We start from the raw sequence: 26,838 nt of genomic DNA on the forward strand, positions 1-26,838 counted from the left end.
ACCTCATTGTCTGGCCGATTTTCCCAGTGACTTAGCCACCAGCTGTTCGTAGAGTTCGGCATAGGGTTCCACGGCCTTGCACCAGTTGAACGGCGCCGACATGGCCCGGCAGCGCATGGCGTTGAGCAGGTCGGGGAATTCGAAGACCTTGAAGGCCCGGCTCAAGGCCTGTTTGTAGCTTTCCGCGGTGGACTCATCGAACAGGAAACCGGTGATGCCATCTTCGATGGTGTCCGCCAACCCTCCGGTATTGCGCGCCACCGGCAGCGAGCCGAAGCGCTGGGCGTACATCTGGCTCAAGCCGCAGGGCTCGTAGCGCGACGGCATGAGCAGGAAGTCGCTGCCGGCGAACATCCGCCGCGCATCGGTTTCGTTGAAGCCGATACGCACACCGATGCGTCCGGGGAAACGCAGGGCCAGTTCACGCATGGCCTGTTCTTCCTCCGGTTCGCCACGGCCGATGATGGCGATCTGGCCGCCGGACTCGACGATGAACTCGGCGACCGCTTCGGTCAGGTCCAGGCCTTTCTGGTAGACCAGGCGCGAAACCACGGCGAACAGCGGGCCAGTGGAGTCGTCGAGGCCAAAGAGTTCGCGCACATGGGACGCGTTGACCGCCTTGCCTTCCCAGTCGCCCATGGCGAACTGACGGAACAGGTGGGTGTCGGTGGCCGAGTCCCAGCTTTCATCGATACCGTTGGGAATGCCGCTGAGCAAGCCTTGTTGGGTCTTGGCAGCGAGGAAGCCGTCGAGCCCGCAGCCAAACGCCGGGGTGGTGATCTCCTGGGCGTAGGTGGCACTGACGGTGGTGATATGGCTGGAGTACGCCATCCCGGCCTTGAGAAACGACAGTTTGCCGTAGAACTCCATGCCTTCCTGTTGCAGGGCGTGCTCGGGGATGCCCAGTTCCGGGCAGGACGCCAGGCTGACGACGCCCTGGTAGGCCAGGTTGTGAATGGTAAACAGGGTCGGGGTGCGTTGCCCGCGCCAGTGCATATAGGCCGGCGCCAGCCCGGCTGGCCAGTCGTGGGCGTGGACCAGGTCCGGGCACCAATGGATCTGCGCGAGGTTGGCGGCGATGTCGGCCGCGGCCAGGCCCAGGCGAGCGAAGCGAATGTGGTTGTCGGGCCAGTCGCGACCGTTGTTGGCTCCGTAGGGAGAGCCTTCGCGGGCAAAGAGTTCCGGGCAGATCAGGACGTAGATCACCAGGCCGTCGGCCATGTCCATGCGCCCGATCTTGCAGGGCGGCAGTGCTGCGTGACCGCCCAGTTCGCCGATGATGTGGATCGGATTGCCGCTGTTCATCACTTGCGGATAACCGGGGATCAGCACCCGGACATCATGCAGCCCGGCCATGGCCCGGGGCAGTGCGGAGGAGACGTCGCCCAGGCCGCCGGTCTTTACCAGGTCGGCGATTTCCGAGGTAACGAATAATACTTTCTTGCGGTTGGGATTCTGTCGAACGACGGGGAGCAGTGCCTTGCCGCCGGTGGCCAGCACCGGTGCCGTTGGCGATTCGGCCGCGGGCGGTAATTGAGAACGAACTTGTTGTGGTTCCAAGGCAGCACTGATCATAAATATCTCCCATTTTCTCGATCTGTTTCCGGCAAGCGCCAGAGCTGTTGTTTCATTGGCCAAATCCTGCGGCCAGGCGCACAAGCGCTACGCAAGGAAAGCGAACGGCTACCCAATGCGGCGAAGCGAATCAGCTGAAGGAGCTGTTGCAATGACTAGTGCAAGGACTGCACCAGTCGCGGTTGCCCTACCTCTAACCTGACCTGTCGCCGTTGCGAAAAGTTTCGACTTTTTTTCGTCTGGATGACCGGTTGGTTTTCCCCCCGGTTAGGCAGTCTAGGTCAGAACGTAGAGCGGTGCGGCTCGGTTCGTCGCATTGTCCGACAATCACGGTTTTTGTCGGCAATCTCTTACATGACAAAGGGGGATACGCACCGACGAAGTGCAGTTTTCTGAAACCAGAGGGGTGTATGGGAACGGCGTTGTTTCATCGGCGTGCGCGATGGAATGGCGCGGCGCACCATTGGAGGGCGGGTGGTATAGAGGCGTTTTAATGGCCAATAAAACACGATGTCTCCTGTGGGAGCGAGCTTGCTCGCGATAGCGATGTGCCAGTCACCGACCTTGCAACTGATCCGCCGCTATCGCGAGCAAGCTCGCTCCCACAAGGGAAGGTGTGTTGATGCTCTAGGTTCAGCCTGCTGGCGTCAGTAACCGGATCGGCTGGCCCGCCGCCCAGGCCAGCAGGTCTTCGATCATCAGCGAATAGAACCGCTGGTAATTCTGTCGGCTGACATAGCCCACATGCGGCGTGGCCAGTACGTTATCCAGGGTTCGGAACGGATGGGCTGCGGGCAAAGGTTCCTGGGCGAATACGTCCAGGGCGGCGCCGGCCAGGCGCTTGTGCTGCAGCGCGTTGATCAGGGCGGTTTCATCGACGATCGGCCCGCGGGAGGTGTTGACCAGCAGCGCCTCGGGTTTCATCCAGGCCAGGGCCTGGGCATCCACCAGGCCGCGGGTGCGTTCGCCGAGCACCAGGTGGATCGAAAGAATATCGGCCTGCTCGAACAATGCCTGTTTGCTCACATACGTCACGCCCACTTCGGCGGCGCGCTCGGCGCTGAGGTTCTGGCTCCAGGCGATGACCCGCATGCCAAACACCTGGCCAAACTGCGCCACCCGCGTACCGATGCTGCCCAGGCCGAGGATCGCCAGCGTCTTGCCGTGCAGGTCGCCGCCCAAGCCTTGCTGCCACAGGCCGGCGCGCAGGGCGTTGGCTTCCTGCATCAGGTTGCGGGTCAGGGCCATGATCAGCGCCCAGGTCAATTCAGGCGTGGCGTGCTTGTAGCTGTCGGTGCCGCATACCTGGATACCCAGCTCAGCGGCAGCCTTCAGGTCCAGGGCGGCATTGCGCATGCCGCCCGTGAGCAACAGTTTCAGATTGGGCAAGCGACGCAGCAGGCCTTCGTCGAACAATGTGCGTTCACGCATCACGCAGATCACCTCGAAGCGCTGCAAGCGCTCGGCGAGGGTGTCGCGGTCAGCGGGATAGTCATGGAGAAACGTCACCTGGCCGACGCTGTCCAGCACCGACCAGTCCACGACGTCACGTGCCACATCTTGCCAATCGTCTATGACTGCTATTTGCACCGCCATGGAACACCTCGTCAGGGAATGGGTTTGTCCAGCCAGCTCAACAGGGCCTTGTGGAACCGATCCGGCTCTTCCATCTGCGGGGCATGCCCCAGATTGGGGAACTCCACCAGTGTCGAGCTGGGAATCAGCCGGGCGGCTTGCTTGCCCAATACCTCGTAGTGGCCCAGCTTGGCCTTGACCGCCGGCGGCGCGATATCGCTGCCGATGGCGGTGGTGTCCGAGGTGCCGATCAGCAGCAGGGTGGGTACCGTCAAGTCCTTGAACTCGTAATAGACCGGTTGGGTGAAGATCATGTCGTAGATCAGCGCCGAGTTCCACGCCACTTGCGTATGACCCGGGCCCTTGTTCAAGCCGGCGAGCATGTCTACCCAGCGCTCGAACTCAGGTTTCCAGCGGCCTGCGTAATAGGTCGTGCGCTCGTAGTTGCGAATACCCTCGGCGTTGACTTTCAGCTCCCGCGCGTACCATTGGTCCACGGTGCGATAGGGTACGCCCAAGGCTTTCCAGTCTTCCAGGCCAATGGGGTTGACCATCGCCAGGCGTTCGACCTCGTCGGGAAACTGCAAGGCGTAGCGGGTGGCGAGCATGCCGCCGGTGGAGTGACCGAGGATGACGGCTTTCTGTACGCCGAGGGCCTTGAGCAAGGCCTGGGTGTTGCTCGCCAGTTGCTGGAAGCTGTACTGGTAATGCTCGGGTTTACTCGATGTGCAGAAACCGACCTGGTCCGCCGCGATGACCCGGTAGCCGGCTTCGCTGAGCACCTTGATCGAATCGCCCCAGGTGGCGGCGCAGAAATTCTTGCCGTGCATCAGTACCACTGTGCGGCCATTGACCTTGCCTTGGGCCGGCACGTCCATATAGCCCATCTGCAACGACTGGCCCTGGGACTGGAAGGCGAAGCGCTTGAGGGTGTAGGGGTATTCGAAGCCCTCCAACTGCGCTCCGTAGGCCGGGCCTTCGGGTGGGGGGGCGGCCAGGGCGAACAGGGGCAGGGCGGCGGTGAGGAACAGGCTGGGCAACCAGCGCGCGGGGGTACGGGGCATGGTCAATCTCCTTGTGGCCGCCGCCGATCCTGGCGCGACCCGATTATGGCGACATTAACCACAGGCAACCGAACAGCCCGAACGTTCAGTCCATCCATCCCAGTGTCGCCAGGGCGAGAACGCCATAGCGCAGGCCCTTGGCAAGGCTCACGAGCAGCAGGAAACGCCGCCACGGTTCGCCCATCACCCCGGCCACCAAGGTCAACGGATCACCGATGATCGGCAGCCAGCTGAGCAGCAGTGACCAGTGGCCGAAGCGTTGGTAATGCACGCGAGCCTTGTCCAGGTGGGCCGGGCTGACCGGAAACCAGCGCCGATTCTTGAAGTGCTCCAGCCGCGTGCCCAGCCACCAGTTCACCAGTGAGCCGAGGACATTGCCGAGCGTGGCAACGGCCAGCAACAGCCAGGCCAGATGGCGCTCGCTGAGCAACAAGCCGACCAACACCGCCTCCGATTGCAACGGCAACAAGGTTGCCGCGCCGAAAGCCGCCAGGAACAAGCCGATATAGGTTTCGCCCATTAGTGGGCCGGGTAATCCGCCACTACGGTTTGGGTCCCGTTTTTCTTCAAGCCGATGACTTGGTAGGCATCGCTCATACCGTCCATTTCCATGCCGGGCGAGCCCATGGGCATGCCCGGCGCGGCGACACCGAGCAGGTCATCGCGCTTGCTCAGCGCCAGTACCTGGTCGGCCGGGACATGGCCTTCGACGAATTTGCCGTTGATCTCGGCGGTGTGGCAGGAACGCAGGTTCGGCGCCACGCCCAGGCGCTGCTTGACCGAACTCATGTCGGCTTCGACATGGTCGTTGACCTTGAAGCCGTTTGCTTGCAGATGCGAGATCCACTTTTTGCAGCAGCCGCAATTGGCATCGCGGTGTACATCGATGGTGACTGGTTCGGCGGCCTGGGCCAGGGTGGTCATGAACAGGGCGCTCAAGGCGAGCAGGTGCAGGGGATGGGCCATGGGGGTGGTCTCGTGTCGAACGGTTTGGAGGGAGGATAACAGAGTAGCGAGCGCGAGCTGACGGTGGGCTGAAGCGGGGATTACAGAATTGTCAGTTGCAAGGGCGAATAACGTCCTTTGGGAGCTTGCTCGTGATGGCGGTGACGCCGCTTCAGGTAAGGCAAGGCGCGATAAACCAGTGTTGCATAAGGTTGGCGAGGGAGCTTGCTCCCACGCCAAAAAGACAGTTAGCGGGGCATGTCGAAGCCCGGGCCGCCACGGTGATCAGGTCGATCCCCATGACCGCGGTCGTGGGGGAAAAACAGGCAGCCACTCAGGGTCAGGGTGAACAACAAGGCAAGCAATAGGCTGATACGGCGAAACATACATAATTCCTCATGATTAACCGCCGCGGTTGCGCGAATACGCTCCTTCGGCTGTACCATGGGACCCCGTTGGCAGCCCGCCATTCCCGCAATACGGTATGGGCTTGGCAAGCCTTCGGACACAGAGCGGATACATTCAGGAAATTGGTAATGACTCATTCACAACGTTTGAAATACTCGATTCTGATCGTCCTCGTCGTCCTGGCAATCATGCTGGGGCTGTCGTGGATGCAGGGCAAGGGCATGATCAGCGAGCAGCTGTTTCAATACATCGCCATCGCCGTGGCGGTCATCGTGGTGGTGGTCAACGGCGTGATGCGGCGCAAGGTCAAGTCCTGAGCGCCGGCTTCATTCCTCGGCCTTGAGCACGGCCATCGCACTGGGGTGCAGGCGGTAGCTTTTATCCGGGTTGAGGGTGACGACGCCCTCGCTGCACAGGCGCTTCAACACCTCACGCACGCTGAGAAAGGACAATGGAATGTCCAGCCCCAATAACTGGCTGTGCACCCCGCGCACGCCCAGGCTGCGGTTTTCCTGGGCGGCCTTGAGCAGCGCGTCGATGACTTTGAGACGAATCAGGCTGGTCCTGAGCCCGAAGCTCTTGAGCAAGCGTCTGATGTGGTCATTGCCGCCTCGCTCTGCCGGCCTGTCGAATACACGGTGGGGGGCGCTCAGCGAGACGCCGGTCGCCCTTGGCTTGCCCTCCATGGGCAGTTGCGCGTTACGCATGCAAAAACTCCTTACCAGCCTGATCAGAAAAGGTCACGGATACTCTCCTGTAATAGGACGAACGAGGACGCACAATCATGAGGGCCATGATGTGAAAAAAATGCCCTTGCTGCGTCAAACCCCCATATTCAAAAGGCTGCCAGCCATTAATTTTTTTTCATCCGGTTCGTTTTCAAGGGAGGCACATTCCGGTTCAGCAAGCGGCATGTGATTTCCCAGGCGGGTCGAGTGTTTGTCTTCTGTCGCACCGGTGGCCGTCCTGGTTTCTGAAGTTTTATCAGGAGTGAATGTGAGAATGTCCGGGCAGTTATCGAGGATTGGCCTCGCAGGCGCTTTTCTGGGGATCGCCCTCGGGCTCAGCCCCGTGGTCAATGCGCAAGACGATGGGCAGCAGGCCAGTGCCGAGATCCGTCGCACCCGTTTTGGCGTACCGCATATCCGGGCGCAGGATGAGCGCGGGCTGGGTTATGGCATCGGCTACGCCTACGCCCAGGACAACCTGTGCCTGCTGGCCAATGAAATTGTCACGGTCAATGCCCAGCGCTCGCGCTATTTCGGGCCCGAGCGCAGGACGGTGGAGCAGCGGGAGAACCGCGTCAGTGATCTGTTCTTCAGTTGGCTCAACACGCCACAAGCGGTTTCCGGTTTCTGGCAGGCCCAGACGCCTCAAGTGCAACAACTGGTCGAAGGCTACGTGGCGGGCTACAACCGTGCGCTGGTCGAGCGCAAGGCCAAAGGCCTGCCCGAACAATGTGCCAGCGAGTGGGTGCGGCCGATCACGGCGCTGGACCTGGTCAAGTTGACCCGTCGGTTGTTGGTGGAAGGCGGCGTTGGTCAATTCGCCGAGGCCCTGGCCGGCGCGCAACCGCCCCAGGCGAGCGCACTCGCGGGCACCCCGGTCGCTGGTTTCGCGGCCGCCGCCACTCGGCAGCAGCGTTTTGCCCTGGAGCGCGGCAGCAATGCGCTGGCCATCGGCAGCGAGCGCTCGTTCAACGGCCGTGGGATGTTGCTGGCGAACCCACATTTTCCGTGGCTGGGCGGCATGCGTTTCTACCAGATGCACCTGACCATTCCCGGCAAGCTGGACGTCATGGGCGCGGCGCTGCCAGGCCTGCCGATGATCAATATCGGTTTCAGCCAGCACTTGGCCTGGACCCACACCGTCGACAGCTCGAAACACTTCACCCTATACCGCCTGCAACTCGACCCTAAGGACCCGACCCGCTATCTGCTTGACGGCAAGTCTGTGCCGATGAGTCAGCAGACGGTCGCGGTGGACGACAAGCAACCTGATGGACAGGTGCAGACGGTCACCCGAGTGATCTATGGCTCGCAGTTCGGCCCGATCGTGCAGTGGCCTGGCCGGTTGGACTGGGATAACCGGTTCGCCTACAGCCTGCGGGATGCGAACCTGGAAAACGATCGCGTGCTGGCGCAGTGGTACGCCATGAACAAGGCGGTCACGCTCAAGGATCTGCAGGACGCCGTCCATAAGATCCAGGGCATTCCCTGGGTCAATACCCTGGCGGTGGATGACCAGGGGCAAAGCCTTTACATGAACGTGTCGGTGGTGCCGAACGTCGACGCCGAGAAACTGGCCCGGTGCAGCGATCCCCGGGCTGGGTTGCGACTGATCGTGCTGGATGGCTCTCGCAGCGAGTGTGCCTGGGGCATCGATTCCAAAGCCGTGCAAAAAGGCACCTATGCCGCCGACAGGCTTCCGCAGTTGCTGCGCCGCGATTACGTGCAGAACTCCAACGATTCGGCTTGGATGGTCAACCCTGCGCAGCCGCTGTCCGGTTACTCCCCATTGATCAGTCAGCAAGGCCAGCCCCTGGGACTGCGGGCGCGTTTTGCGCTGGACCGGATGAGCCAATTGGCCAAGAGCGGGCCGGTGAAGATCGAGGATTTGCAGCGCATGGTCATGGACGATCAGGTTTACCTGGCTGACCAAGTGATGCCGGACCTGCTCGGCGTGTGCGCCGGTGACCTGGGGGCCGATGCTTCGGCATTGGTCGAGGCGTGTGCCAGCCTCAAGGCGTGGGATCGCAAGGCCGGCCTGAATAGCGGCCTGGGGTTCGTGCATTTCCAGCACATCATGGACCGCTTGCAGGCGGTGCCGGATTCATGGCGCGTCGCGTTCGACCCCAAAGACCCGCAACACACACCGCGTGGCCTGGCGATTGAGCGGCCAGCGGTACTCAAGGCCGTGCGCGATGCCATGCTGGCTTCGGTGGAGACGGTGAAGGTCGCCGGCTTGTCGAAGGACAGCCAATGGCAAGACGTCCAGGTGGCCAGCAGCGGCAGCCGACAGACACCGATTCACGGCGGTCCCGGGGAGCTGGGCATCTACAACGCGATCCAGAGTGTGCCCGGGGCGGACGGCAAGCGGGAGGTGGTCAGCGGGACCAGTTATCTGCAAGTGGTGACGTTTGACGGCAACGGTCCGCAGGCCCAGGGGCTGCTGGCATTCTCCCTCTCCAGCGACCCGGCATCGCCATATTCGGCGGACCAGACCCAGGCCTTTTCGCAGAAGCAGTGGAGTGTGCTGCCATTCACTGAACAGCAGATCAAGGCCGATCCGCACTATCAAGCGTTGATTATCCGCGAGCGTGATGAGACGGGCAGGGTGGCGACGCAATAGCCGCTGGTGAGCGGTCACATTCAAACTGAATGTAGACTGATCCACCGCCTTCGCGAGCAAGCTCGCTTCCACACATAGGATCGGTGCCAGCCTGTGATTTCCCGGCCAACACAAATCCCCAGTGGGAGCGAGCTTGCTCGCGATGAGGGCGGCGCATTCAACGTCGAGGCAAGCTGACCCGGGCTATCGCGAGCAAGCTAGGCTCCCACAGAGAAAAGCTGTCAGTGAGTGGCTGGTCGTTGCCCGATGGAATTGAGGACCGGGTTGCCGTCCTTGTTCTGGGTCAGGTAGACCGGCAGCACTTTCGGCAGCGAAGGCACCAGGTTTTGCACTTCGCTGATGTTGTAGACACCACCGATACGCAGGCCCCCGGTGCTGTTGTCGGCCAACATGACAGGCCGGTCGAGGTAGCGGTTGATCAGCGGCAGTGCATCGCTCAGGGCAAGGTTATCCAGCACCAGTTTGCCGTTGCGCCAGGCCAGCGAACTGTCATTGGCATCTGTCTCGCGAACTTGCGGTTGTTGGTCGCCCGCCTTGTAGCTGGCCTGCATGCCCGGGAAAAGCGGCAGGCCGTCACGGCTGAGTGCCTGGTTGCTGGTCACCCTCACCGAGCCCTCCAGTAGCGTGATCCGTACCTGGTCCTGGTACATCCATACGTTGAAGCGTGTACCGGTCACACGCACCTGGCCTTGGCCAGCCCGAACGACAAATGGGTGTTGTTTGTCATGGCTGACGTCAAAAAATGCCTCACCCTTTTTCAGCGTCACCCGGCGTTCGTTTTTGTAGTTGGCAAATACCAGCTCACTGCCCAGGTTGAGTTCGACCTGGCTGCCGTCACCCAGGGTGACATGACGTACGCTGGCGCCCGCTTCGAAGCGCTGGTAGGAATTGGCAACCCAGCCCAGATTCCAGCCGGTGTAAGCAGCCAGGGGCGTGCCCACTACTAACACCGCAGCGGCGACCGCCAACCGGCTCCAACGCGACTGGGTGCGGCGTGCTGGAGCCGTCGGCGTTGACTCGACACGCGGCAGATGATCGGCAACAGCCCAGATCTCCAGCATGGCTTCGTATTCGAAAGCATGCAGGGGATCGGCATCGTGCCATTGCTTGAACGCCTGCCGTTCGGCATGGGTGCAATCGGCGGCATGCAAACGCATGCACCAATGGGCAGCGGCATCGGTAATGGCGTCGTATTCGGCTTCCGAGAGGGGATGTTCGGTCATTGACTCTTCCTGGTTTGCCGCATTCTAACCTTCGGCATGAGCTGCCGAGAACAACCGTCATGGCGTTTACGCATCAATCGCCTGTTTTTTTACTCAAACACTCGTTGTCGCCTACCGTCGCATACATTGCGTGAAAAAAAGATCAACCACCCAAACCGTTCATGGCACGGTAGTTTTCCGTGGTGGAGTGGGGTCGAGTTGGCGTCCCAATTCACAGATCAAGAGTGTGAGCGAGTCGGCGTTGCGAAGTATGACGTCGATGCGCTTGTCCGGCAAAATCGAATCGAGAAAATCATCGCGAGCGTTATCCATGGTTCTGGCGCCAGTAATCTTCAGGATTTCCCGGGTGATTTGACTGTATCCAGGCAACAGCTCCAGCTTCTTGTAAGTGTTATCCGTGCTGTCCCACTGCGTGAACAGTTTTGACTTTGGTGTGGTCAATGAAAGCCCGTTGAGTTGCAGGTCCCTTTGCTCGTCGTATCGCAACTTTCCGGCGTAAGTCGCTGTTGAAATCAAATCGAGAAATGGCAGTGCGGCGTCCAGGTAGATGATGTCGAACGTATTGAACAACTGATGGGAAATTTCGTGGATGAGGGTCGCTCCCTGGGCATGCGCATCGACATTGAAGAACTCGGGTACGACGGCCTTGTACCAATCCAAGCCCATGTCGAAGAAAAACTGCGTGATATAGATTCTGCCGACGGCTGCCGGCTCGAGTACGAAGGCGGTTGCTCGATCTTCCAGGTGCTTGAGGTTGCCGATCACGATGCGGTCGGCATTCTGTTGCGCCCAGGATGGATCGGCCAATGCCCGGCATATGGGCGAGATCGCCGTCTCTATCTTGCTGATAAGACGAGCGTCGACGCTGTCGACCCCAAAAAACAATCTCATGAAATTATCCAGCCGAGAGCCCGCAAGTGGTTGTCGCTTGAATTGATCAAGGTTGTGAAGGGCGTTGAATGAATAGAACCTCGCGGTCTCCAGTGCCTGCACAATGGCGTTTGCACGGTGCGGATATTTCCTGCGTATCTCAGCCATGCCCTTTGCTTCGATATTCAGTGAGCCCTTGGCCTTGAAGTCGCTGTAGGTGACGGCCATTTTCGATCCGGCTTTGCCAAAGCGTATGGTCTGGCGTTGTGGATCGAGTTCCCATGTCCGGCCGTCAGGCGACTTTCTCAATAACGGCCCCTCTGCGTGCTCATGCACGATTCGCCAGGTTTGGCCGGCTTTCGCTACTTGGAAGACTTTGCCGGCAAGGGGGATATAAAGCCTGCCGTTTTCCAGTGCCTTGTAGGTGCCGTCGATCAGGTCTGGTTGCAGGTCCGACAGGCTGATACCCATGGCCTCGAAAACGCTCAAGTCGGTTCGGATCCGGGCGGTGGAAGCGATGTCCTTCCAGCGATTGGCCAACGTAGCGCCTTGCGAAAGCGGTTCAATGGGATCGAGAAGACCGAATGTATCCTCGCGATTCATCAGGCCCAGCGACACCATCTCGGCAGCGCCGGCGATAAAATTGTGCAGGCCTGTTTTCCAGTCATGCTGCTGCAACGCTTCGGCTGAAGCCTTGAAGTCCTGGTAGCTTTCCCAAAGCGTTTCGATAAAAGTCAGTTTGCCCGACAGTTGCCTCCCCACTGACTTGATGCCGGAGCTGAACAGGTGCAGGACCGTTTCCCAGTCAAACTGTCGTTTTTCATTGGTTTGTGCGCTCAGCATGTCCGATAACAATGCTGCGTTGTCGTCGAACAATGTGTCGAACAGGTTGGTCTGGATAGGGTTCGAGGCCAGGGTGATTTCCGATCGCTGCCCGACGGTGGCGGCGAACAGGTGCCTGAATGTGGCCTGCTGGTGCTCGGGAAGCCGGCGAATCAGCAGGTTCTGAAGTATCCCTGGCGTATTGAATGCGGCAATGACGCTCGCTTCATCCTTGAATTCGATGAAGTGCTCCCCCTCGTGGTAGGGCGAATACAGGACCTGAGGACTTGTCGCATCGACGCTCGAGCCGATCAAGTAGAGCCCTTGCGCTTTGACCGGCACTGCACCACCGGTCTTGATCAATTCCAGCGGGCGAATGAACGCGTTGGCACCGTCAACGGCTTTGCGAGCGACGGCATCGGGCATGTCCACCACCTGGCGAATCAAATCAAAGGCCAAGGGGGAGAGGTGTTGTTGCAGATAACGTGCGTGAGCGTATTGCAGCAACTGCCAGGGCATTTGTTGGCGGAAGGCCGTTTTTCTTTGCCGGGCCTGCGCAGTGGGGCCGGACAGTTTCTGCGCCACCTGATTTTTAAAATCGGTCGAGATGTTCAACGAGGACAGCATCTGCCTGACGGTGATCTCGTTCAGGCCGTCCGGCAATTTCTGCGTGGACGTTGAAGAAACCTTGAAGCCCTCCCGGGTCACTTCGATGTGATGCATGGCGAAGTCGGTTAGCGAACTGGCCGGTCCGACTATGGCGAGGTTTGGTGTGATCTGGAGGGTGTCGGGGTCAAGGTTGTTTGCAGCGAAGCGTGCGCTCAGCAGTGCTTTCAATTTATTACGCACATAGGTGCGCAGCGGCTCGATACCGTCCAGATAGTCCTTGCCATCGACCACGCTGTTTTTATATTGCTCAAGCAACTCGACGTGCAGGCGTTGATCGTCAAGTGCCGCCGTACCGAGCCAGGCGGGGAGTTGCTGTTGCTGCTTATTGGCCCGGGCAATGTGGGTGGCGCGCTTGAGATTGGTCGGCGCGCCTTTGTCCAGCAATGCCTGAAGGCTTCTCGACAGAGCCTTGCCGGTCAGTTGCCAGCTTCCGGCTTTCAAGGTGGTCAGATAAGCATGCTCGGCCTCAAAGTGTTTGATGAACGAACTCATCCGATTCACCAGCACGTTGTCCTCGATCAGTTCATATGCCTGGAGTTGATAGCGTCCATGAGGTTGGCGTTGGGCCGGGGTGAGGTTGGCGAGCAAACCAAAGCGTTTTCGGGAATCGAGCAGGTGCCGATTCAATTGCTGGGTCGCAACATCTACGGACGAAAACGCCTGCAAGCCATCGGCGGGCGTCCACAGGATGGCCATGCCCGAATAGGGGGTATCGAGGCCTCCGCGCTCAGTTAATAAAAAGCAGTTGGCAAGGGGCAGATAAACCGTTCGGTCTTCTTCGCTACAGGCCAGCGTCAACGAATAGACATCCGGCCGGAAGCCCCTGACGCCGATCCGTTGGGCACGGTCCGGGTATTCTGAATCGTAGGCAAAAACCGTTCTGATCAGGTCATTGGCAATCGCCGGCAGGCTCGCGTTAAGTTCCCTGAGTTCGGCCTCGGCCCGTATCCCCAAGGAAAAAACATTGGTCAGTTCAGCCAGTAATTGCCTGAGCCCATTGTGCAGCGAAACGTTGTGGGAGGTCGGCAACCGGGTAAAGAGGCTATCGAAAGCGGCTTCGACATCGGTGTAGCTCTTGACTTTTCTTTGCATCTGATCAGCCATGAAGTTGGACGGGCGCAGACTTCCATGAAAAGCGGGATGAGTCCCCCAGTGTCCGGCAGTAGGCGGGTCCAACAGGCTTTTATTGATGAAGGTGCGTATATCCAACGCCTTGTCGATGAGCGCGTGGATGTCGACATCGCCCTGGCGAGACATTTCCAGTGCGTAATGAAAGTTATTCTTCTGTTTTTCGATGATGGCGTTCGCCAGGGATTCGGACACTGGCAAATCCAGCGGCTTGCCCGAAATCTGTGGTTCGTCAAAGCGCAGGAAACGGTTGCGCTCTTCCAGGCTCAGCAGGCTATAGAGCGCTTCCTTTTGTGCGGTGCTTGCGGGGTGACCGAACAGCGCAGCCTTGAAACCTGGAGGGTTGTCTATCTTCTGAAGACCCTGCATGGGGGTGTAGAGATAGTTGCCTTTGGCGCTGATCATCAAGGAGCCTGCAAGTTCTACAAAGTGCGGCTCATATTCCCAGAGGCGAATCGTTTCGATGAACAGCAGTGTTTCGTCCCGGCGGGAGGGCCTGAACAATCGGAGCAGTTCACGACTTTGTTCCTCCGTCAGTTGTCTTTTTTCCCGCTCGACCAGGATGGTTGCCCAGAGTCTGTCGTGGATGACTTGGGAAAGCAGTTTGCGCCGAGACATATAAAAGTGGGTCGTCATGTTCTCCCAAAAGGCATCAATGCAACCGATAAGCGTTGGAATCAGTTTCCTGGCAATGTCTTTTATGATGTTTTCCCATCGCTGCGGGCTGTAGGACGATGCGGGCGTACCCGGGTGAGTCAGATCGATGTCATGCCCGACAGGCCAGCCCTGATGATGGAAATAGCCCAGGATGGCATCGCCCAGTGGAATGCTTTCGGTCACCTGGATGGCCCTTGGATTTCCTGGGTAAGCCCCCTTGCTGAAGGCCACGCGGATCTGTCGATGATCCAGGTCTGGCAGCGCCTCGTTCAATACCTGGTCAAGCATCGATCTTAACGAGGGCAATTTGATCAGTTCATTCACCATGGCCAGGGCATTGAGGCCCTGGGCGTGCTCGATGGATTCGAGCTGGGTCTTGAAAACATCCTCTTCGATGAGTTGCCGGGTCTGCCTGATGTCGGTGGTGCTGTTCAGTTCGCTGCGTTGGGAGATCGACAAGAGACGAAACAGGTCGTCGCGTTGCGCAGTGTCCCGGCGCATCTGGTCAATCTGCGCTTCGAGGGATGCCAGGTTGTCGAACTTTTTTATGCCGCCACTTGGCGTGTAGAAGAACGCCGGGTGGGTGCTGGTTTTTCTGCTGTTCGACGAGGTGCTGAGGACAAAGCAGCCGGCCAGTGCAATGGGCGGTTTTTCATCGGCTTGAAACAGAATGGTTTCGGCGAACATCGGGGGTGTCTGCGCTGCGCGCTGGGTGTGGTCGGGCAGGGCGATGTGCTGCAACCAGTCGAGGTCTGCCTGCGTCAGTCCGTGGGTTGCGGTCAATTCGTCCAGGCGATGGGCGTGCAATACCTCGGGAAATAAAAGTGGCGTGGTTTCAGTGAGCATCGTTGCTTCTCGATCGGGGCGCCTGAAAGCGGCGCGAACGTGGAGGAAGCCGCCAGACTAGGCAACGATGAAAGAGCCAAGGTGGTACATAGTTACCGCATGCTGGTTTTCGACCTGCCAGGCCGGGCAGATGCCGTGGACAAGGATTGACAGTGCGCGCCTGAACCGGTGTTTAATCCCCCGGCGGGTCCCTTTACGCTGTTGCTACCTCCAACAATCATTCTGGAGCTTCAGATGTCTGTGCCATCCGATCATGCCGCTTCTTGCACCTTGTCTTTCGATGCTCTGGTGAGCTTGCTGGAGAAAATTTTCCTGCGTCATGGCACGTCGACCGAAGTCGCTCGGTGCCTGGCTGAAAACTGCGCCGGGGCCGAGCGCGACGGCGCCCACAGCCATGGGGTGTTTCGCATTCCCGGTTATGTCTCGACACTCGACAGCGGGTGGGTCAACGGCAAGGCCGTGCCGATGGTCGAGGACGTCGCTTCAGGGTTTGTCGCGGTGGACGCCTGCAACGGGTTTGCCCAGCCCGCCCTGGCCGCGGCGCGTCCATTGCTGGTGGCGAAGGCCCGCAGTGCCGGTATCGCCGTCCTGGCCATTCGCAACTCCCATCACTTTGCCGCCCTCTGGCCGGATGTCGAGCCGTTCGCTTATGAAGGCCTGGTGGCGTTGAGTGTGGTCAACAGCATGACGTGTGTGGTGCCCCATGGCGCGGACCGCCCATTGTTCGGCACCAACCCCATTGCCTTCGCCGCACCACGGGCTGACGGTGAGCCGATTGTCTTCGACCTCGCCACCAGCGCCATTGCCCACGGCGACGTACAGATTGCTGCACGCAAGGGCGAGTTGTTGCCACCAGGAATGGGCGTGGACAGCCTCGGCCAGCCGACCCGCGACCCCAAGGCGATTCTCGAAGGGGGAGCGCTCTTGCCTTTTGGCGGGCACAAGGGCTCGGCGCTGTCGATGATGGTCGAGTTGCTGGCGGCAGCCCTGACTGGCGGCAATTTTTCCTTCGAGTTCGACTGGCACAACCATCCGGGTGCCAAGACCCCGTGGACCGGTCAGTTGTTGATCGTGATCGACCCGAGCAAGACCGCCGGGCAAAACTTTGCCGAGCGCAGCCAGGAACTGGTCAGGCAGATGCATGGCGTCGGGTTGCGGCGCTTGCCGGGAGACCGTCGCCATCGCGAACGCAGCAAATCCAATGAGCATGGGATTAGCTTGGACGAACAGACCCTGGCGCAGTTGCGCGAGTTGGCAGGGGTTTGATCCATCCGCTGTGGCGGCCAGCCTGGCTGCCACTGCCTTGCCGTGACACGCTGCGCCAAGCCTTCTACTATGACGGCTTCTTTTCTGTGGAATCGCCTGGATGAGTAAGCCCGGCCAAACGGTGCTGGTTGCGCTGCGCAAGATGATCGCCTCGGGCGAGTTGGCCGCTGGCGAGCGTCTGATGGAAATACCCACGGCCGAGTTGTTCGGCGTTTCGCGCATGCCGGTGCGCATGGCGTTCCGCACCCTGGAGCAGGAAGGGTTGCTGGTGCGCTTCGGCGGACGAGGTTTCCAGGTGCGTTCGGTCAGTGCCGAACAGATCGCCGGGGCCGTGGAGGTGCGTGGCGTGCTGGAGGGCCTGGCGGCACGGCAGACGGCCGAGCACGGTTTATCTGAAGAGGCCCGTGCGATACTCGAGCAATGCCTGGCGCAGGGCGATGAATTGTTCGCCAAGGGCTATGTGACCGAGGACGACCTGGAGGTCTATCACGACCTCAACATGCGCTTTCACCAGGTGATCGTCGAAGGCAGCCACAACCCGGCGATTGCCGATGCCCTGGCCCGCAACGATCATCTGCCATTCGCCTCAGTCACCGCCCTGGCTGTGGATCGCCAGAACATGGCCGGCGAATTTCGCCGCTTCAACTATGCCCATATGCAACACCATTCGGTGTTCGACGCCTTGATCAACCGCCAGAGCGGCCGCGCCGAGGCAATCATGCGCGAGCATGCCAACGCGACCCTGCGCTACGCCGAAGTGTTCGGCTCTACGCTGGCTGACGAGCGGATGACGGTGATTCTGCGTTCGGAGTGAACGGCCCGGATGACTGCTGTATTTGTGTAGCCAGCACGCATCCCCCTGTGGCGAGGGAGCTTGCTCCCGCTGGCCTGCGAAGCAGGCCCTATATCGTTCAGGTAAATCGCATTGTCTGGTTTGCGAGTGCTGCGCAGCCGAGCGGGAGCAAGCTCCCTCGCCACGGGATTTGGGGTGCCTGTTTTCCGGTGGTTGTCAGAGATCCAGCACCAGCACCGGGGTTTTCGACCTGGAGCAGCACGGCGTGAACTGGTCGTTGCAGGCCTGTTCAGCCTCGGTCAGGAACATGTCCCGATGCTCTGGTACACCTTCCAGCACGCGGGTCAGGCAGGTGCCGCAGACCCCTTGTTCGCACGAGATCGGGATCTCGATGCCATGGCGCTCCAGCGCCTGCACCACACTGCAGTCCGCCGGCACGTCGAACACTTGGCCGCTGCGGGCCAGCTTGACCGAAAAACTGCCATCGGCACGGGTGTCGGTAGGGGCGGCGGCAAAGTATTCGCGGTGCAGGCAGGCTTCCTGCCAGCCCTGGCTTTTGGCGGTGTCGAGGACGTGTTGCATGAACCCGCCGGGGCCGCAGACGTAGAGATGCACATCGTCACTCGGCGCGGCCAGCACCCTGGCGGCGTCCAGCAGGGTTTCCGGTTCTTCATCGAAATGCAGGAATACCCGGTCGGCATAAGGCGCCTGGCGCAGGCGCTCGACAAAGGCCGCGCGGTCCCGGGCGCGGGCGCAGTAATGCAGCTCGAACGCGGCACCGCTCTGGGCCAGATGCTCGGCCATGCACAGGATCGGCGTAATGCCGATGCCGCCGGCAAACAACAGGCTGCGCCGGGCTTGCGGGGCGAGAGCGAACAGGTTACGCGGCTCGCTGATGTGCAAACGCATGCCTGGCTGGATCAACTCATGCAGGCTGCGCGAACCACCGCGGGACGCCGGATCCTTGAGCACGCCGATGAGGTAGCGGTGCCGCTCCTGGGGATGGTTGCACAGCGAGTACTGGCGGATCAGGCCGCCGGGCAAGTGCACATCGATATGGGCGCCGGCGGTGAAGGCCGGCAGCGGCTCGCCATCGACACGCGTCAATTCGTAGCTGCAGATATCGAGGGCTTCGTTGTGTCGCGCCACGACCTGGACTTCGATCATGGCCGTTGCTCCACCCGTTGTGGTTGATGGCTGCTGGCGATCAACCCGGCCTGTGTTTCCCGTTCCCGTGCGATCCAGCGCTCCAGCACCCGGCGGGACTGTACGCCGCCTGCGTCGATGTTGAGTTTGAGTAAGTTGCGTTGCGGATGGTCCAGCAGGTTGCGCTGTTGGCGTTCGAGCATTTCCAGGTCTTCGCTGAAAATCTTGCCTTGGCCTTCGCGAATGGACGCGGTGAGGGCTTCATCCTGCGGCTGGAAGTGCCGGGCCATGCCCCAGAAGTACCAGATCGACGTCTCGGTTTCCGGCGTAATGAAATCCACCACGATGCTCGACGCCTTGAATTGCGGTGCGGCGTGATAACCGCCGTTGCCGGCATGGGCCACGCCGACTTCGATCAGCACATGGCTGGGCGGGGTGAAACGGCAGATCTGCCAGCGATCCACCGGCACGTCATCGGCCAGATTGTTGCCGCGCAAGGCCATGCGCCAGAACGGCGGGGCCATGATGTTTTCCATGTGCCGGGCGGTGACCACTTCATCGCCATCGACCGTGGTCACTGGCGGCGCCTCGTCGATTTCCTTCTGGCCGATGCTCGAGGCGTGGACGTAGGTTTCGTGGGTCAGGTCCATCAGGTTGTCGATCATCAGGCGATAGTCGCAGTGGATATGGAACAGGCCGCCGCCGTAGGCCCATTCATCGCTTTCAGCCCATTCCAGATGATGGATCAGCGCCGGGTCGGCCTGCGCCTGGTCTCCGGGCCAGACCCAGATGAACCCATGCCGTTCCTGTACTGCAAAAGTCTTGTTGCAAGGGAAGCCTCGCACCCGTTGCCCCGGCATCTCGACGGTCTTGCCGTCGCAGCCCATCACCAAGCCGTGATAGCCGCACACCAGGTTGCCGTTTTCGACATACCCCAAGGAGAGCGGGGCGCCGCGATGGGGGCAGAAGTCTTCCACCGCCGCGACCTTGCCTTCATGCCCCCGGTAAAAAACCATCTTCTCACCACAGATCTGGCGACCCAGGGGCTTGTCGGCGATTTCATCGGGGGTGCAGGCAACGTACCAGGCATTTTTGGGGTACATGAGGGATCTCCAGGCGGATGTTGTTCTTGTCTGTGGATCCATTAACTCTCTTAACTAATTTCGTTGTCAACGTTTTTGCTGTGTTTGCGGACAATTGGTTATGGTGGTGGATCCATTGTGGCGAAATGGATGTTCGTGTCACCCGCGCTAAGCCACCGGGCCCGGGCTTCAATGAGCCGCTGGATGTGCGCTATGGTTCGCAGAAGGAAATATTCCTCGGCTTGCTGGGCGGGCGCCTGATTGTCTCGCGGGCCTGCTGTGGCACAACACGGAGTGATCCATGAAAACCAAAGCGGCACTCACTGAACAAGACGTTGCCATGTTGCTGGTAGCGGCCAAAGATCTGGCGCACCAGCGGGAATGGGCGGTGTCGATCTGTGTGGTAGACGACGGAGGCCACCCGTTGGGGCTGCTGCGCCTGGACGATGCCTCGCCGTTGTCGGCCTATATCGCTACCGAAAAAGCCCGCACGGCCGCCATGGGGCGGCGTGATAGCAAGGTTTTCGAAGACATGATCAATGGTGGTCGTTACGCGTTTCTCAGCGCTCCGCACGTGCAGGGCATGCTTGAAGGTGGGGTGAGCATTCACCATGACGGCCAGTGCATCGGTGCCATCGGGGTTTCTGGGGTCAAGGCTGAGCAGGATGCTGAATTGGCTCGCTTGGCGGTAGAGACGGTGTTGCCGGTGATTACTCCGGATTCCTGAGATGGCTATAAACCTGTGGGAGCGAGCTTGCTCGTGATAGCGGTGGGTCGGTTACAGACGCATCTACAGACCGAACACCATCGTGAGCAAACCCGAACGCCACAAGGTTTGCACAAATCTTCCAGACACTCTCCTCATCAGCCGTTAATCTGCCAAGAGCACATTCACCAAGCGGGATAGGGCATGACAGCGCGCAACTGGATCGATCTCAAGCAGGACGCCACGTCCGGTATCGAGACCGTGCGCGCGCATTTCGAGGGGCATGCCTATGATCCCCACTGGCATGACACCTATCTGGTGGGCGTGACCGAGCAGGGCGTGCAGCAGTTTCATTGCCGCCGCCAGCAGCACAACAGTACGCCGGGCAAAGTGTTCCTGCTCGAGCCCGGCGAGCTGCATGACGGCAATGCCCCCCACGACCACGGGTTTACCTACCGCACGTTGTACCTGGAGCCTCAATGGCTGGAGCGCGAATTGCGTTCCTTGTTCGACGTGGCGCCGGACAACGCCCAGTTGGGGTTTGCCGCCACCCTGACGGACGATGCGCGGCTGGCGAGTGCCACGGCCATGGCCTTCCAGAGCCTGCACGAGCAGGAGATCCGCATCGTGCGCCAGACGGCCCTCGATACGCTGTTGGCCAACCTGACCCAACATCTGCACTGGCGGGCGCGGATCAACCCGGATCCACGGCTGCCATTGGTGGCGCAGCAGGCCCGGGATTATCTGCACAGTCACCTGAGCGAAGACATCGGGCTGGATGACTTGGCGCAGGTCACCGGCGTGGATCGTTTCCGCCTGACCCGTGCGTTCAAGGCGGCATTCGGCCTGGCGCCCCATGCTTATCTGATCCAGTTGCGCCTGGCCCGCGCCCGGCGCCTGCTGGCGCGTGGCGAGAGTGCCGTGGCGGTGGCGGCCATGCTCGGTTTTGCCGATCAAAGTCACTTGGGCCGCTGGTTCCAGCGCGCCTATCGCCTGAGCCCGGCGGACTACCGCAAGCGCTGCTCAATTGTTCCAGACTGACCATGGCTTCATCGGGATGATCAGGCGATCGATCATTCACCGAGAAGTTGCTCCATGGACCAGTTACTGCCGTTTGCCTTGTTCGCCTTTGTCGCCTCCATCACCCCGGGCCCGACCAATATCCTGGTGTTGAGCCATAGCTCGCGTTTCGGCCTGGCAACCACTGTGCCGATCATCCTCGGCGCGTGCGCGGCGGCAGCCTTGTTGGTGCTCCTGGTCGGCACCGGATTGGGGGACGTGCTGGCGCGTCATGCCACGATTCAAACATTGCTCTCATGGGCCGGCATTGCCTGGTTGAGCTGGATGGCCTGGCAGATTTTCAGCGCGCCGGCCCAGGCCATTGACCCGGACCGGCCCGCCGAAGGCCCGCGACTGGGCCTGGCGGGAGCGGCCGGGTTGCAGTTGGTGAATCCCAAGACCTGGATGATGGCGCTGGCGGTGGTCAGCGTGTTTGCCGGCGCCGAGGCTGACCGTACCGTGCGGGTGCTCTGGCTGTCCCTGGCGTTTTTCGCGATTTCCATCCCGTGCATGACCGCGTGGGCTTATCTGGGCCTCGGCGCGGCCCGGTTCTGCCGTTCCGCCGTAGCCATGAGCCGGTTCAATCGGACCATGGCGGTGTTGCTGCTGGTGTCGGCATGGGCGACGTTGGTGGTCTGAGGGATCGGAAAGAACCATTGTGGCGAGGGAGCTTGCTCCCGCTGGGGCGCGAAGCGGCCCTGAAACCTGGCGACGCGGTGAATCAGGTTGATTGAGCGGGGGCTGCTTCGCAGCCCAGCGGGAGCAAGCTCCCTCGCCACAATGGGTATCCCGGCCCATCTGGCTCTATCGCCGGTCAGCTTTGCAAGTACACCGCATGGGTATGGGTGTATTCATACAAGCCATGCTTGCCATCAGCCCCGCCCACCCCGGACTTGCGTACCCCGGCATGGAACCCCTGCATGGCTTCGAAATTTTCGCGGTTGACGTAGGTTTCGCCAAAGTCCAGGCCTCGAATGGCGTGCATGGCGCGACCCAGGTCTCGGGTGTAGATCGAAGAGGTCAGGCCATAGTCGCAGTCGTTGGCCAGGGCGATCGCTTCGTCCAGGTCGTCGATGATCTGGATGGGCAGTACCGGACCGAAAATTTCCTCGCGCATGATCTGCATCGAGGCGTTACAACCGGCCAGCACGGTGGGTTGGAAGTGGAAACCGTCGGGGCGGTCTGCCACGCGACCTCCGCTGATCAGGCTGGCACCTTGCTGCAGGGCGGTTCTCACTTTGCGCTCGACGCTGTCCAGGCCATGGCGGTTGATCAAGGGGCCCATCTCGATATCGGGCTCGGCCAGCGGGTCGCCGTAACGGGTGGCGGACATGGCCGCGCTGATGCGTTCGATGAACTGATCGGCGACCTTGCGCTCCACGTAGACCCGCTCGGCACAGTTGCAGACCTGACCGGTGTTGATGATCCGTGAGTCGCGAATCGCCTTGACCGCCAACGCCAGGTCAGCGTCCGCCAGCACAATGGCCGGGGCCTTGCCGCCCAGTTCCAGGTTGAGCTTGGTAATGTTCGGCGCCGACGCCGTCATGATCCGCGAGCCGGTATCAACGCTGCCGGTAAAGCTGATCATGTCCACGCCTTTGTGACCACTCAAGGCCGCGCCCACCTGGCCGTCGCCACACACCACGTTGAACACGCCGGGCGGCAAGTCGGTTTCGGCCACCAACCGGGCGAATTCGAAGCAGTTGTTCGGGGTTTCTTCGCTGGGCTTGATGACAATGGTGTTGCCGGTCAGCAGGGCCGGGGCCATTTTGCGAGCGATCAGGAAAAACGGAAAATTCCACGGCAGGATGCCGGCCACCACACCCAGGGGCTTGCGGAACAGGAAGATGTTTTCCCCGGGGCGGTCGCTGGTGATGATTTCGCCTTCGATGCGCCGGGCCCACTCGGCCATGTAGTCGAGGTAGTCAGCGGTGAAGTTCACCTCCACTGCGGCCAGGGCGCTGGTCTTGCCTTGTTCCAGGGTGATGGTGCGCGCCAGGTGCGCAACGTTCTCCCGCAGTTTGCCGGCGATGCGTCGCAGGTGACCGGCGCGTTCGATGGCCGGTTTGGCCGACCAGGCTTTCTGCGCGGCGCGGGCGGCAGCCAAGGCCTGATCGACATCGGCGGCGGTGGAGGCCGGGCCCCGGGACAGCAATGCACCGGTGGCCGGGTTGTACACGTCCAGGTGTGCTTCGCTGTGGGTGAACTGGCCGTTGATGAAGTTCTGGAACACAGGAACGGATGACATGGCAGGCTCCTTTTAGTAAGTGCGCGACGGCGCTTGGACGGTGGCAGGTTCGCGATAGCGGGCGAGGGTAGCCTGGGCGCTCTGGCGCAGCAGGCTGATGTCGATGGCCACCGCAATGAACTGGCAGCCCCAAGCCTGATAACGACGCGCATCGGCTTCGTTGGGCGCCAGGATGCCGCAGGCCTTGCCCGTCGCGAGGGTGGCGTCGACCGCGTGCCGGATGCGCTCCTGTACCTCGGGATGTCCCGGGTTGCCTGCATGGCCGAGACCGATGGACAGGTCGGCGGGGCCGATGAACACCGCGTCCACGCCCTCGACGGCAGCGATGGCTTCGACGTTTTCCACGCCCGTGCGCGATTCCACCTGGACGATCAGGCACAGTTCTTCATGGGCGGTGGTGAGGTAGTTCGCCACACCGTCCCAACGAGTGGCGCGGGTCAGGCCGCCGCCCACGCCACGAATGCCATGGGGCGGATAACGCATGGCGCGTACCAGGGCCTGGGCCTGTTCGGCGGTTTCGACCATGGGAATCATCAGGGTCTGGGCGCCGACATCCAGCAACTGCTTGATCAGGTTGGCGTCACCAGTCACCGCCCGCACCACCGGCGCGGTGGCATAGGGCGCCACGGCCTGGAGCTGGCCGAGTATGCTGGGTACGGTGTTGGGCGCGTGTTCGCCATCGATCAGCATCCAGTCGTAACCGGTGCCGGCGATGATCTCGGCGGCATAGCCGGTGGCGAAACCGGCCCAGATACCGTACTGGGGCTGTGTTGAGGTGAGCGCGGCCTTGAAGGCGTTGCGGGGCATGTTCATGGCGTGCTCCTTTCGCGGTGATAAGGTCGGTGCAACTGGCAATCCGGATTGAGCGTCACGCCGAAGCCAGGCTGGTCAAGGACCGACAGGCGCATGCGGCCTTCCACCGGCACCGGTTCACCCAGCAGTTGCGGGTGGAACATCGGCACCACTTCGTCGGCCTTGGGTGCCATCATCAGGAACTCGGCGAATGGGCTGTTATGCCGGGTGGCGACGAAGTGATAGCTGTAGACCGAGGAGCCGTGGGGGATTACCAGCGCGTTGTGGGCGTCGGCCAGGGCCGAGATCTTCACTAGTTCGGTGAGGCCGCCGCACCAGCCAACGTCCGGCTGGATGATGTCGCAGCAACCCATCTCCAGCAGCATGCGAAAGCCCCAACGGGTGGCCTCATGCTCACCGGTGGTCACCAGCATGCCCTTGGGCACGTTGTTGCGCAGCGCGGCGTAGCCCCAGTAGTCGTCGGGCGGCAACGCCTCTTCGATCCACTTCAAACCGTGCTCGTGGGCGCCGACCGCAAGTTTGGTGGCGTAGTTGAGGTCCAGGCTCATCCAGCAATCGAGCATCAGCCAGAAATCGGGGCCGACCCGCTCGCGCATGGTTGCCAGGGCTTCGAGATTCTTGCGCAAGCCTTCCTCGCCTTCGGCCGGGCCGTGATGCAAAGGCATCTTGCCGCCGATGAAACCCATTTTCTGCGCCAGGTCCGGCCGCGCGCCGGTGGCATAGAACTGCAATTCGTCACGCACCGCGCCGCCGAGCAATTGATGCACCGGCTCTTGGCGGATCTTGCCGAGCAAGTCCCAGAGCGCCAGGTCCACGCCGGAAATCGTGTTGATCACCAGGCCCTTGCGGCCGTAGTAGAGCGTGGACTGGTACATCTGGTCCCAGATCTTCTCGATGTCGGTCACCCGGGCGCCTTCGACGAATCGTGCCAGGTGCTTTTCAACGATGTAGGCCGCGGGCTCGCCACCGGTGGTCACGGCGAACCCGACGGTGCCATCGCTGGCTTCGATTTCCACCACCAGGGTGCCGAGCACATTGATGCCGAAACTGCGGCGGCTCTGGCGATAGTCCGGGTACTTGCTCATGGGCGTGGCGATGTGATCGTCGATCCAGTGGCCGTCGGCTTGGTCGTGATAGTCCGCGCCGCCGCCTCGAAGCACGAAGGCGCGAACGTGTTTGATTGTGGGAATACCCATATGTGCAGCTCCTTGAGTTAAACAGTGGCGGGCGTCTTCGAAGCGCGTTGGCCGGGCGAGTGGATACCCAGCACCAGCAACGCGGCGATAACGGTGGTAACGGAGAGCAGGTAGAGGCCTGCGGCGGGAGAGTGGAAGGCGCCTTCGGCCCAATTCTTCAGCACCGGGGCGATAAAGCCGCCGAGGGCGCCAAAGGAGTTGATCAACGCGATGCCCGCTGCTGCCGCGCTGCCGGCCAGGTAGCTGGATGGAAAGGTCCAGAACACCGGCTGCACGGCGATGAAGCCGGAAGCGGCGAAGCACAGGGCGATGATTCCCAGCAATGGGCTGGAAACGCTCACCGAGCAGGCGATTCCGGCGGCCGCCATCAGCAGGGTCAACGCGGCGGTACGGCGGCGCTGGCCGGTGCGGTCGCTGTAACCGGGAATCAGGTAGGCCGCGCACAGCGCGCAGATCCATGGAATGGCCGTGACCAGCCCCACCATCAACCCGACCTTGCTGCCCAACAGACCGCCGACCTGGGTCGGCAGGTAAAACACCACGCCATAGACGCTGGCCTGGATCAGCAGATAAATCAGGCACAGGTACAACACCGAAGGTTGGCACAGCACGCTGAGCAGGCTGCGGCCGTGGGATTGTTTGTGCAGGTCCTCGGCATCGAGCAGCGCCTGGACCTGCCGGCGTTCCTCGACCGTCAGCCATTTGGCATCGGCGGGGCGGTTGTCCAGGTACCAATAGGCCCAGATGCCCACAGCCGAGGCCATCAGGCCTTCAACGGCGAACAACCACTGCCAGCCGTGAACACCGGCAAAACCGTCCAGCTCCAACAGCAGGCCCGACAGCGGGCTGCCAAAGATGAACGCCAGCGGCGCGCCGAAGTAGAAGAAGCCCATGGCCTTGCCCCGGGCCGCCGAGGGGAACCAATAGGTGAGGTAGAGGATGACACCGGGAAAGAACCCGGCTTCGGCCACGCCCAGCAAGAAGCGCAGCACGTAGAAACTGGTTTCGTTGTGGGCAAAGACCATGGCCGCCGACACCAGCCCCCAGGTGACCATGATCCGGCACATCCACAACCGCGCACCGACGCGGTGCAGGATCAGGTTGCTGGGCACTTCCAGCAGTGCATAACCGGCGAAGAACACGCCCGCACCAAACGCGAATGCGGCGTCGCCGATACCGGTGTCGGCCTGGAAGGCCTGTTTGGCGAAGCCAACGTTGGCCCGGTCGAGAAAAGCCATGATGTACATCAGTAGCAGGAAGGGCAGCAGGCGCCAGGAAATCTTGGCCAGTACAGACACAGGAAGAGTCTTCATCGCGGGAGTCCTTTAGCAGGTATTTGTTCTTATGGGCTGGACTGTACGGCGGGCGATTGATGCGTTACAAATCGAATCTCGCT

The 26,838-nt window shown here is 61.0% G+C and carries 22 protein-coding genes; 7 read left to right on the top strand and 15 right to left on the bottom strand.

Annotation, left to right across the window (positions count from 1 at the left end):
• Positions 1 to 3: 3 nt before the first annotated feature.
• From glgA to BLU76_RS31585, 6 genes are all read right to left on the bottom strand, one after another.
• Positions 4 to 1,575 carry a glycogen synthase GlgA gene (gene glgA, locus BLU76_RS20885; protein WP_092143163.1) on the bottom strand — a complete coding sequence of 524 codons (1,572 nt, stop codon included), beginning with the start codon at positions 1,573 to 1,575 and terminating at the stop codon, positions 4 to 6.
• Between the two features lie 633 nt (positions 1,576 to 2,208).
• Positions 2,209 to 3,171, bottom strand: a complete 963-nt coding sequence (locus tag BLU76_RS20890) for a D-2-hydroxyacid dehydrogenase family protein (RefSeq protein ID WP_092143166.1) — start codon at positions 3,169 to 3,171, stop codon at positions 2,209 to 2,211.
• Positions 3,172 to 3,182: 11 nt separating this feature from the next.
• Entirely contained in the window at positions 3,183 to 4,214 is a 1,032-nt protein-coding gene (locus BLU76_RS20895; protein ID WP_092224193.1) for an alpha/beta fold hydrolase, read from the bottom strand.
• Positions 4,215 to 4,299: 85 nt separating this feature from the next.
• Positions 4,300 to 4,734: a YqaA family protein gene (locus BLU76_RS20900; RefSeq protein WP_092224195.1), complete on the bottom strand. Its 435-nt coding sequence runs from the start codon at positions 4,732 to 4,734 to the stop codon at positions 4,300 to 4,302.
• A complete protein-coding gene (locus tag BLU76_RS20905) occupies positions 4,734 to 5,180 on the bottom strand; it encodes a DUF411 domain-containing protein (protein ID WP_092143174.1) in 447 nt (148 codons plus the stop codon). Before BLU76_RS20905 ends, BLU76_RS20900 begins: the two co-directional genes overlap by 1 nt.
• A 227-nt stretch (positions 5,181 to 5,407) precedes the next feature.
• Entirely contained in the window at positions 5,408 to 5,545 is a 138-nt protein-coding gene (locus BLU76_RS31585) for a hypothetical protein (protein ID WP_170862072.1), read from the bottom strand.
• Positions 5,546 to 5,695: 150 nt separating this feature from the next.
• On the opposite strand from BLU76_RS31585, the gene BLU76_RS20910 reads away from it, so the two are divergent.
• Positions 5,696 to 5,884 carry a hypothetical protein gene (locus BLU76_RS20910; protein ID WP_092224197.1) on the top strand — a complete coding sequence of 63 codons (189 nt, stop codon included), beginning with the start codon at positions 5,696 to 5,698 and terminating at the stop codon, positions 5,882 to 5,884.
• A 9-nt stretch (positions 5,885 to 5,893) separates the two neighbouring features.
• Here the strand turns inward: BLU76_RS20910 and BLU76_RS20915 are convergent, their stop codons facing one another.
• A complete protein-coding gene (locus tag BLU76_RS20915) occupies positions 5,894 to 6,274 on the bottom strand; it encodes a hypothetical protein (protein WP_063321175.1) in 381 nt (126 codons plus the stop codon).
• A gap of 295 nt (positions 6,275 to 6,569) precedes the next feature.
• On the opposite strand from BLU76_RS20915, the gene BLU76_RS20920 reads away from it, so the two are divergent.
• Positions 6,570 to 8,918 (top strand): bifunctional acylase PvdQ, encoded by a 2,349-nt coding sequence (locus tag BLU76_RS20920; RefSeq protein WP_092224199.1) that lies wholly within the window; start codon positions 6,570 to 6,572, stop codon positions 8,916 to 8,918.
• 221 nt (positions 8,919 to 9,139) lie between these two features.
• Here the strand turns inward: BLU76_RS20920 and BLU76_RS20925 are convergent, their stop codons facing one another.
• Both BLU76_RS20925 and BLU76_RS20930 read right to left on the bottom strand, forming a co-directional pair.
• On the bottom strand, positions 9,140 to 10,141 hold the full coding sequence (locus BLU76_RS20925; RefSeq protein WP_072345955.1) for a FecR family protein: 1,002 nt from the start codon (positions 10,139 to 10,141) through the stop codon (positions 9,140 to 9,142).
• A 159-nt stretch (positions 10,142 to 10,300) separates the two neighbouring features.
• Positions 10,301 to 15,133: a dermonecrotic toxin domain-containing protein gene (locus BLU76_RS20930; RefSeq protein WP_092224202.1), complete on the bottom strand. Its 4,833-nt coding sequence runs from the start codon at positions 15,131 to 15,133 to the stop codon at positions 10,301 to 10,303.
• 234 nt (positions 15,134 to 15,367) lie between these two features.
• Between BLU76_RS20930 and BLU76_RS20935 the strand changes: the two genes are divergently transcribed.
• Both BLU76_RS20935 and BLU76_RS20940 read left to right on the top strand, forming a co-directional pair.
• The gene (locus BLU76_RS20935; protein ID WP_092224204.1) at positions 15,368 to 16,399 is read left to right on the top strand and encodes an Ldh family oxidoreductase; all 1,032 of its coding nucleotides are present in this window, start codon (positions 15,368 to 15,370) and stop codon (positions 16,397 to 16,399) included.
• A gap of 100 nt (positions 16,400 to 16,499) precedes the next feature.
• The gene (locus BLU76_RS20940) at positions 16,500 to 17,213 is read left to right on the top strand and encodes a GntR family transcriptional regulator (RefSeq protein ID WP_063321180.1); all 714 of its coding nucleotides are present in this window, start codon (positions 16,500 to 16,502) and stop codon (positions 17,211 to 17,213) included.
• 195 nt (positions 17,214 to 17,408) lie between these two features.
• Here the strand turns inward: BLU76_RS20940 and BLU76_RS20945 are convergent, their stop codons facing one another.
• Positions 17,409 to 18,359, bottom strand: coding sequence for a PDR/VanB family oxidoreductase (locus tag BLU76_RS20945; RefSeq protein ID WP_092224206.1), 951 nt, complete (start codon positions 18,357 to 18,359; stop codon positions 17,409 to 17,411).
• Positions 18,356 to 19,441 carry an aromatic ring-hydroxylating oxygenase subunit alpha gene (locus BLU76_RS20950; protein WP_092224208.1) on the bottom strand — a complete coding sequence of 362 codons (1,086 nt, stop codon included), beginning with the start codon at positions 19,439 to 19,441 and terminating at the stop codon, positions 18,356 to 18,358. The genes BLU76_RS20945 and BLU76_RS20950 overlap by 4 nt, the downstream gene beginning before the upstream one ends.
• 280 nt (positions 19,442 to 19,721) lie before the next feature.
• Between BLU76_RS20950 and BLU76_RS20955 the strand changes: the two genes are divergently transcribed.
• From BLU76_RS20955 to BLU76_RS20965, 3 genes are all read left to right on the top strand, one after another.
• Entirely contained in the window at positions 19,722 to 20,147 is a 426-nt protein-coding gene (locus tag BLU76_RS20955; RefSeq protein WP_092143201.1) for a GlcG/HbpS family heme-binding protein, read from the top strand.
• A 183-nt stretch (positions 20,148 to 20,330) separates the two neighbouring features.
• A complete protein-coding gene (locus BLU76_RS20960; protein WP_092143204.1) occupies positions 20,331 to 21,167 on the top strand; it encodes an AraC family transcriptional regulator in 837 nt (278 codons plus the stop codon).
• A gap of 54 nt (positions 21,168 to 21,221) precedes the next feature.
• Positions 21,222 to 21,824 carry a LysE family translocator gene (locus BLU76_RS20965; RefSeq protein ID WP_092224210.1) on the top strand — a complete coding sequence of 201 codons (603 nt, stop codon included), beginning with the start codon at positions 21,222 to 21,224 and terminating at the stop codon, positions 21,822 to 21,824.
• A gap of 175 nt (positions 21,825 to 21,999) precedes the next feature.
• Here the strand turns inward: BLU76_RS20965 and aldA are convergent, their stop codons facing one another.
• From aldA to BLU76_RS20985, 4 genes are read right to left on the bottom strand one after another with little or no spacing between them, the layout of a single operon-like run.
• Complete coding sequence (gene aldA, locus BLU76_RS20970; protein WP_092143210.1) at positions 22,000 to 23,433, bottom strand: aldehyde dehydrogenase; 1,434 nt, start codon at positions 23,431 to 23,433, stop codon at positions 22,000 to 22,002.
• A gap of 12 nt (positions 23,434 to 23,445) precedes the next feature.
• Complete coding sequence (locus tag BLU76_RS20975) at positions 23,446 to 24,246, bottom strand: aldolase/citrate lyase family protein (RefSeq protein ID WP_063321192.1); 801 nt, start codon at positions 24,244 to 24,246, stop codon at positions 23,446 to 23,448.
• Positions 24,243 to 25,442, bottom strand: coding sequence for an L-rhamnonate dehydratase (gene rhmD, locus BLU76_RS20980; RefSeq protein ID WP_046064328.1), 1,200 nt, complete (start codon positions 25,440 to 25,442; stop codon positions 24,243 to 24,245). The genes BLU76_RS20975 and rhmD overlap by 4 nt, the downstream gene beginning before the upstream one ends.
• A gap of 17 nt (positions 25,443 to 25,459) precedes the next feature.
• Positions 25,460 to 26,755, bottom strand: coding sequence for an MFS transporter (locus BLU76_RS20985; protein ID WP_092143213.1), 1,296 nt, complete (start codon positions 26,753 to 26,755; stop codon positions 25,460 to 25,462).
• Between the last annotated feature and the right edge of the window lie 83 nt (positions 26,756 to 26,838).

Origin of the sequence: Pseudomonas sp. NFACC08-1, assembly GCF_900106735.1 — a bacterium.
GTDB lineage: Bacteria > Pseudomonadota > Gammaproteobacteria > Pseudomonadales > Pseudomonadaceae > Aquipseudomonas > Aquipseudomonas fluorescens_Q.

Coding starts and splice junctions, on each gene's coding strand:
- BLU76_RS20890 (WP_092143166.1), bottom strand. CDS start 3,171: ATGGCGGTGCAAATAGCAGTCATAGACGATTGGCAAGATGTGGCACGT.
- BLU76_RS20940 (WP_063321180.1), top strand. CDS start 16,500: ATGAGTAAGCCCGGCCAAACGGTGCTGGTTGCGCTGCGCAAGATGATC.
- BLU76_RS20915 (WP_063321175.1), bottom strand. CDS start 6,274: ATGCGTAACGCGCAACTGCCCATGGAGGGCAAGCCAAGGGCGACCGGC.
- BLU76_RS31585 (WP_170862072.1), bottom strand. CDS start 5,545: ATGTTTCGCCGTATCAGCCTATTGCTTGCCTTGTTGTTCACCCTGACC.
- BLU76_RS20945 (WP_092224206.1), bottom strand. CDS start 18,359: ATGATCGAAGTCCAGGTCGTGGCGCGACACAACGAAGCCCTCGATATC.
- BLU76_RS20900 (WP_092224195.1), bottom strand. CDS start 4,734: ATGGGCGAAACCTATATCGGCTTGTTCCTGGCGGCTTTCGGCGCGGCA.
- rhmD (WP_046064328.1), bottom strand. CDS start 25,442: ATGGGTATTCCCACAATCAAACACGTTCGCGCCTTCGTGCTTCGAGGC.
- BLU76_RS20895 (WP_092224193.1), bottom strand. CDS start 4,214: ATGCCCCGTACCCCCGCGCGCTGGTTGCCCAGCCTGTTCCTCACCGCC.
- aldA (WP_092143210.1), bottom strand. CDS start 23,433: ATGTCATCCGTTCCTGTGTTCCAGAACTTCATCAACGGCCAGTTCACC.
- BLU76_RS20950 (WP_092224208.1), bottom strand. CDS start 19,441: ATGTACCCCAAAAATGCCTGGTACGTTGCCTGCACCCCCGATGAAATC.
- BLU76_RS20935 (WP_092224204.1), top strand. CDS start 15,368: ATGTCTGTGCCATCCGATCATGCCGCTTCTTGCACCTTGTCTTTCGAT.
- glgA (WP_092143163.1), bottom strand. CDS start 1,575: ATGATCAGTGCTGCCTTGGAACCACAACAAGTTCGTTCTCAATTACCG.
- BLU76_RS20905 (WP_092143174.1), bottom strand. CDS start 5,180: ATGGCCCATCCCCTGCACCTGCTCGCCTTGAGCGCCCTGTTCATGACC.
- BLU76_RS20930 (WP_092224202.1), bottom strand. CDS start 15,133: ATGCTCACTGAAACCACGCCACTTTTATTTCCCGAGGTATTGCACGCC.
- BLU76_RS20975 (WP_063321192.1), bottom strand. CDS start 24,246: ATGAACATGCCCCGCAACGCCTTCAAGGCCGCGCTCACCTCAACACAG.
- BLU76_RS20965 (WP_092224210.1), top strand. CDS start 21,222: ATGGACCAGTTACTGCCGTTTGCCTTGTTCGCCTTTGTCGCCTCCATC.
- BLU76_RS20985 (WP_092143213.1), bottom strand. CDS start 26,755: ATGAAGACTCTTCCTGTGTCTGTACTGGCCAAGATTTCCTGGCGCCTG.
- BLU76_RS20925 (WP_072345955.1), bottom strand. CDS start 10,141: ATGACCGAACATCCCCTCTCGGAAGCCGAATACGACGCCATTACCGAT.
- BLU76_RS20910 (WP_092224197.1), top strand. CDS start 5,696: ATGACTCATTCACAACGTTTGAAATACTCGATTCTGATCGTCCTCGTC.
- BLU76_RS20955 (WP_092143201.1), top strand. CDS start 19,722: ATGAAAACCAAAGCGGCACTCACTGAACAAGACGTTGCCATGTTGCTG.
- BLU76_RS20920 (WP_092224199.1), top strand. CDS start 6,570: ATGTCCGGGCAGTTATCGAGGATTGGCCTCGCAGGCGCTTTTCTGGGG.
- BLU76_RS20960 (WP_092143204.1), top strand. CDS start 20,331: ATGACAGCGCGCAACTGGATCGATCTCAAGCAGGACGCCACGTCCGGT.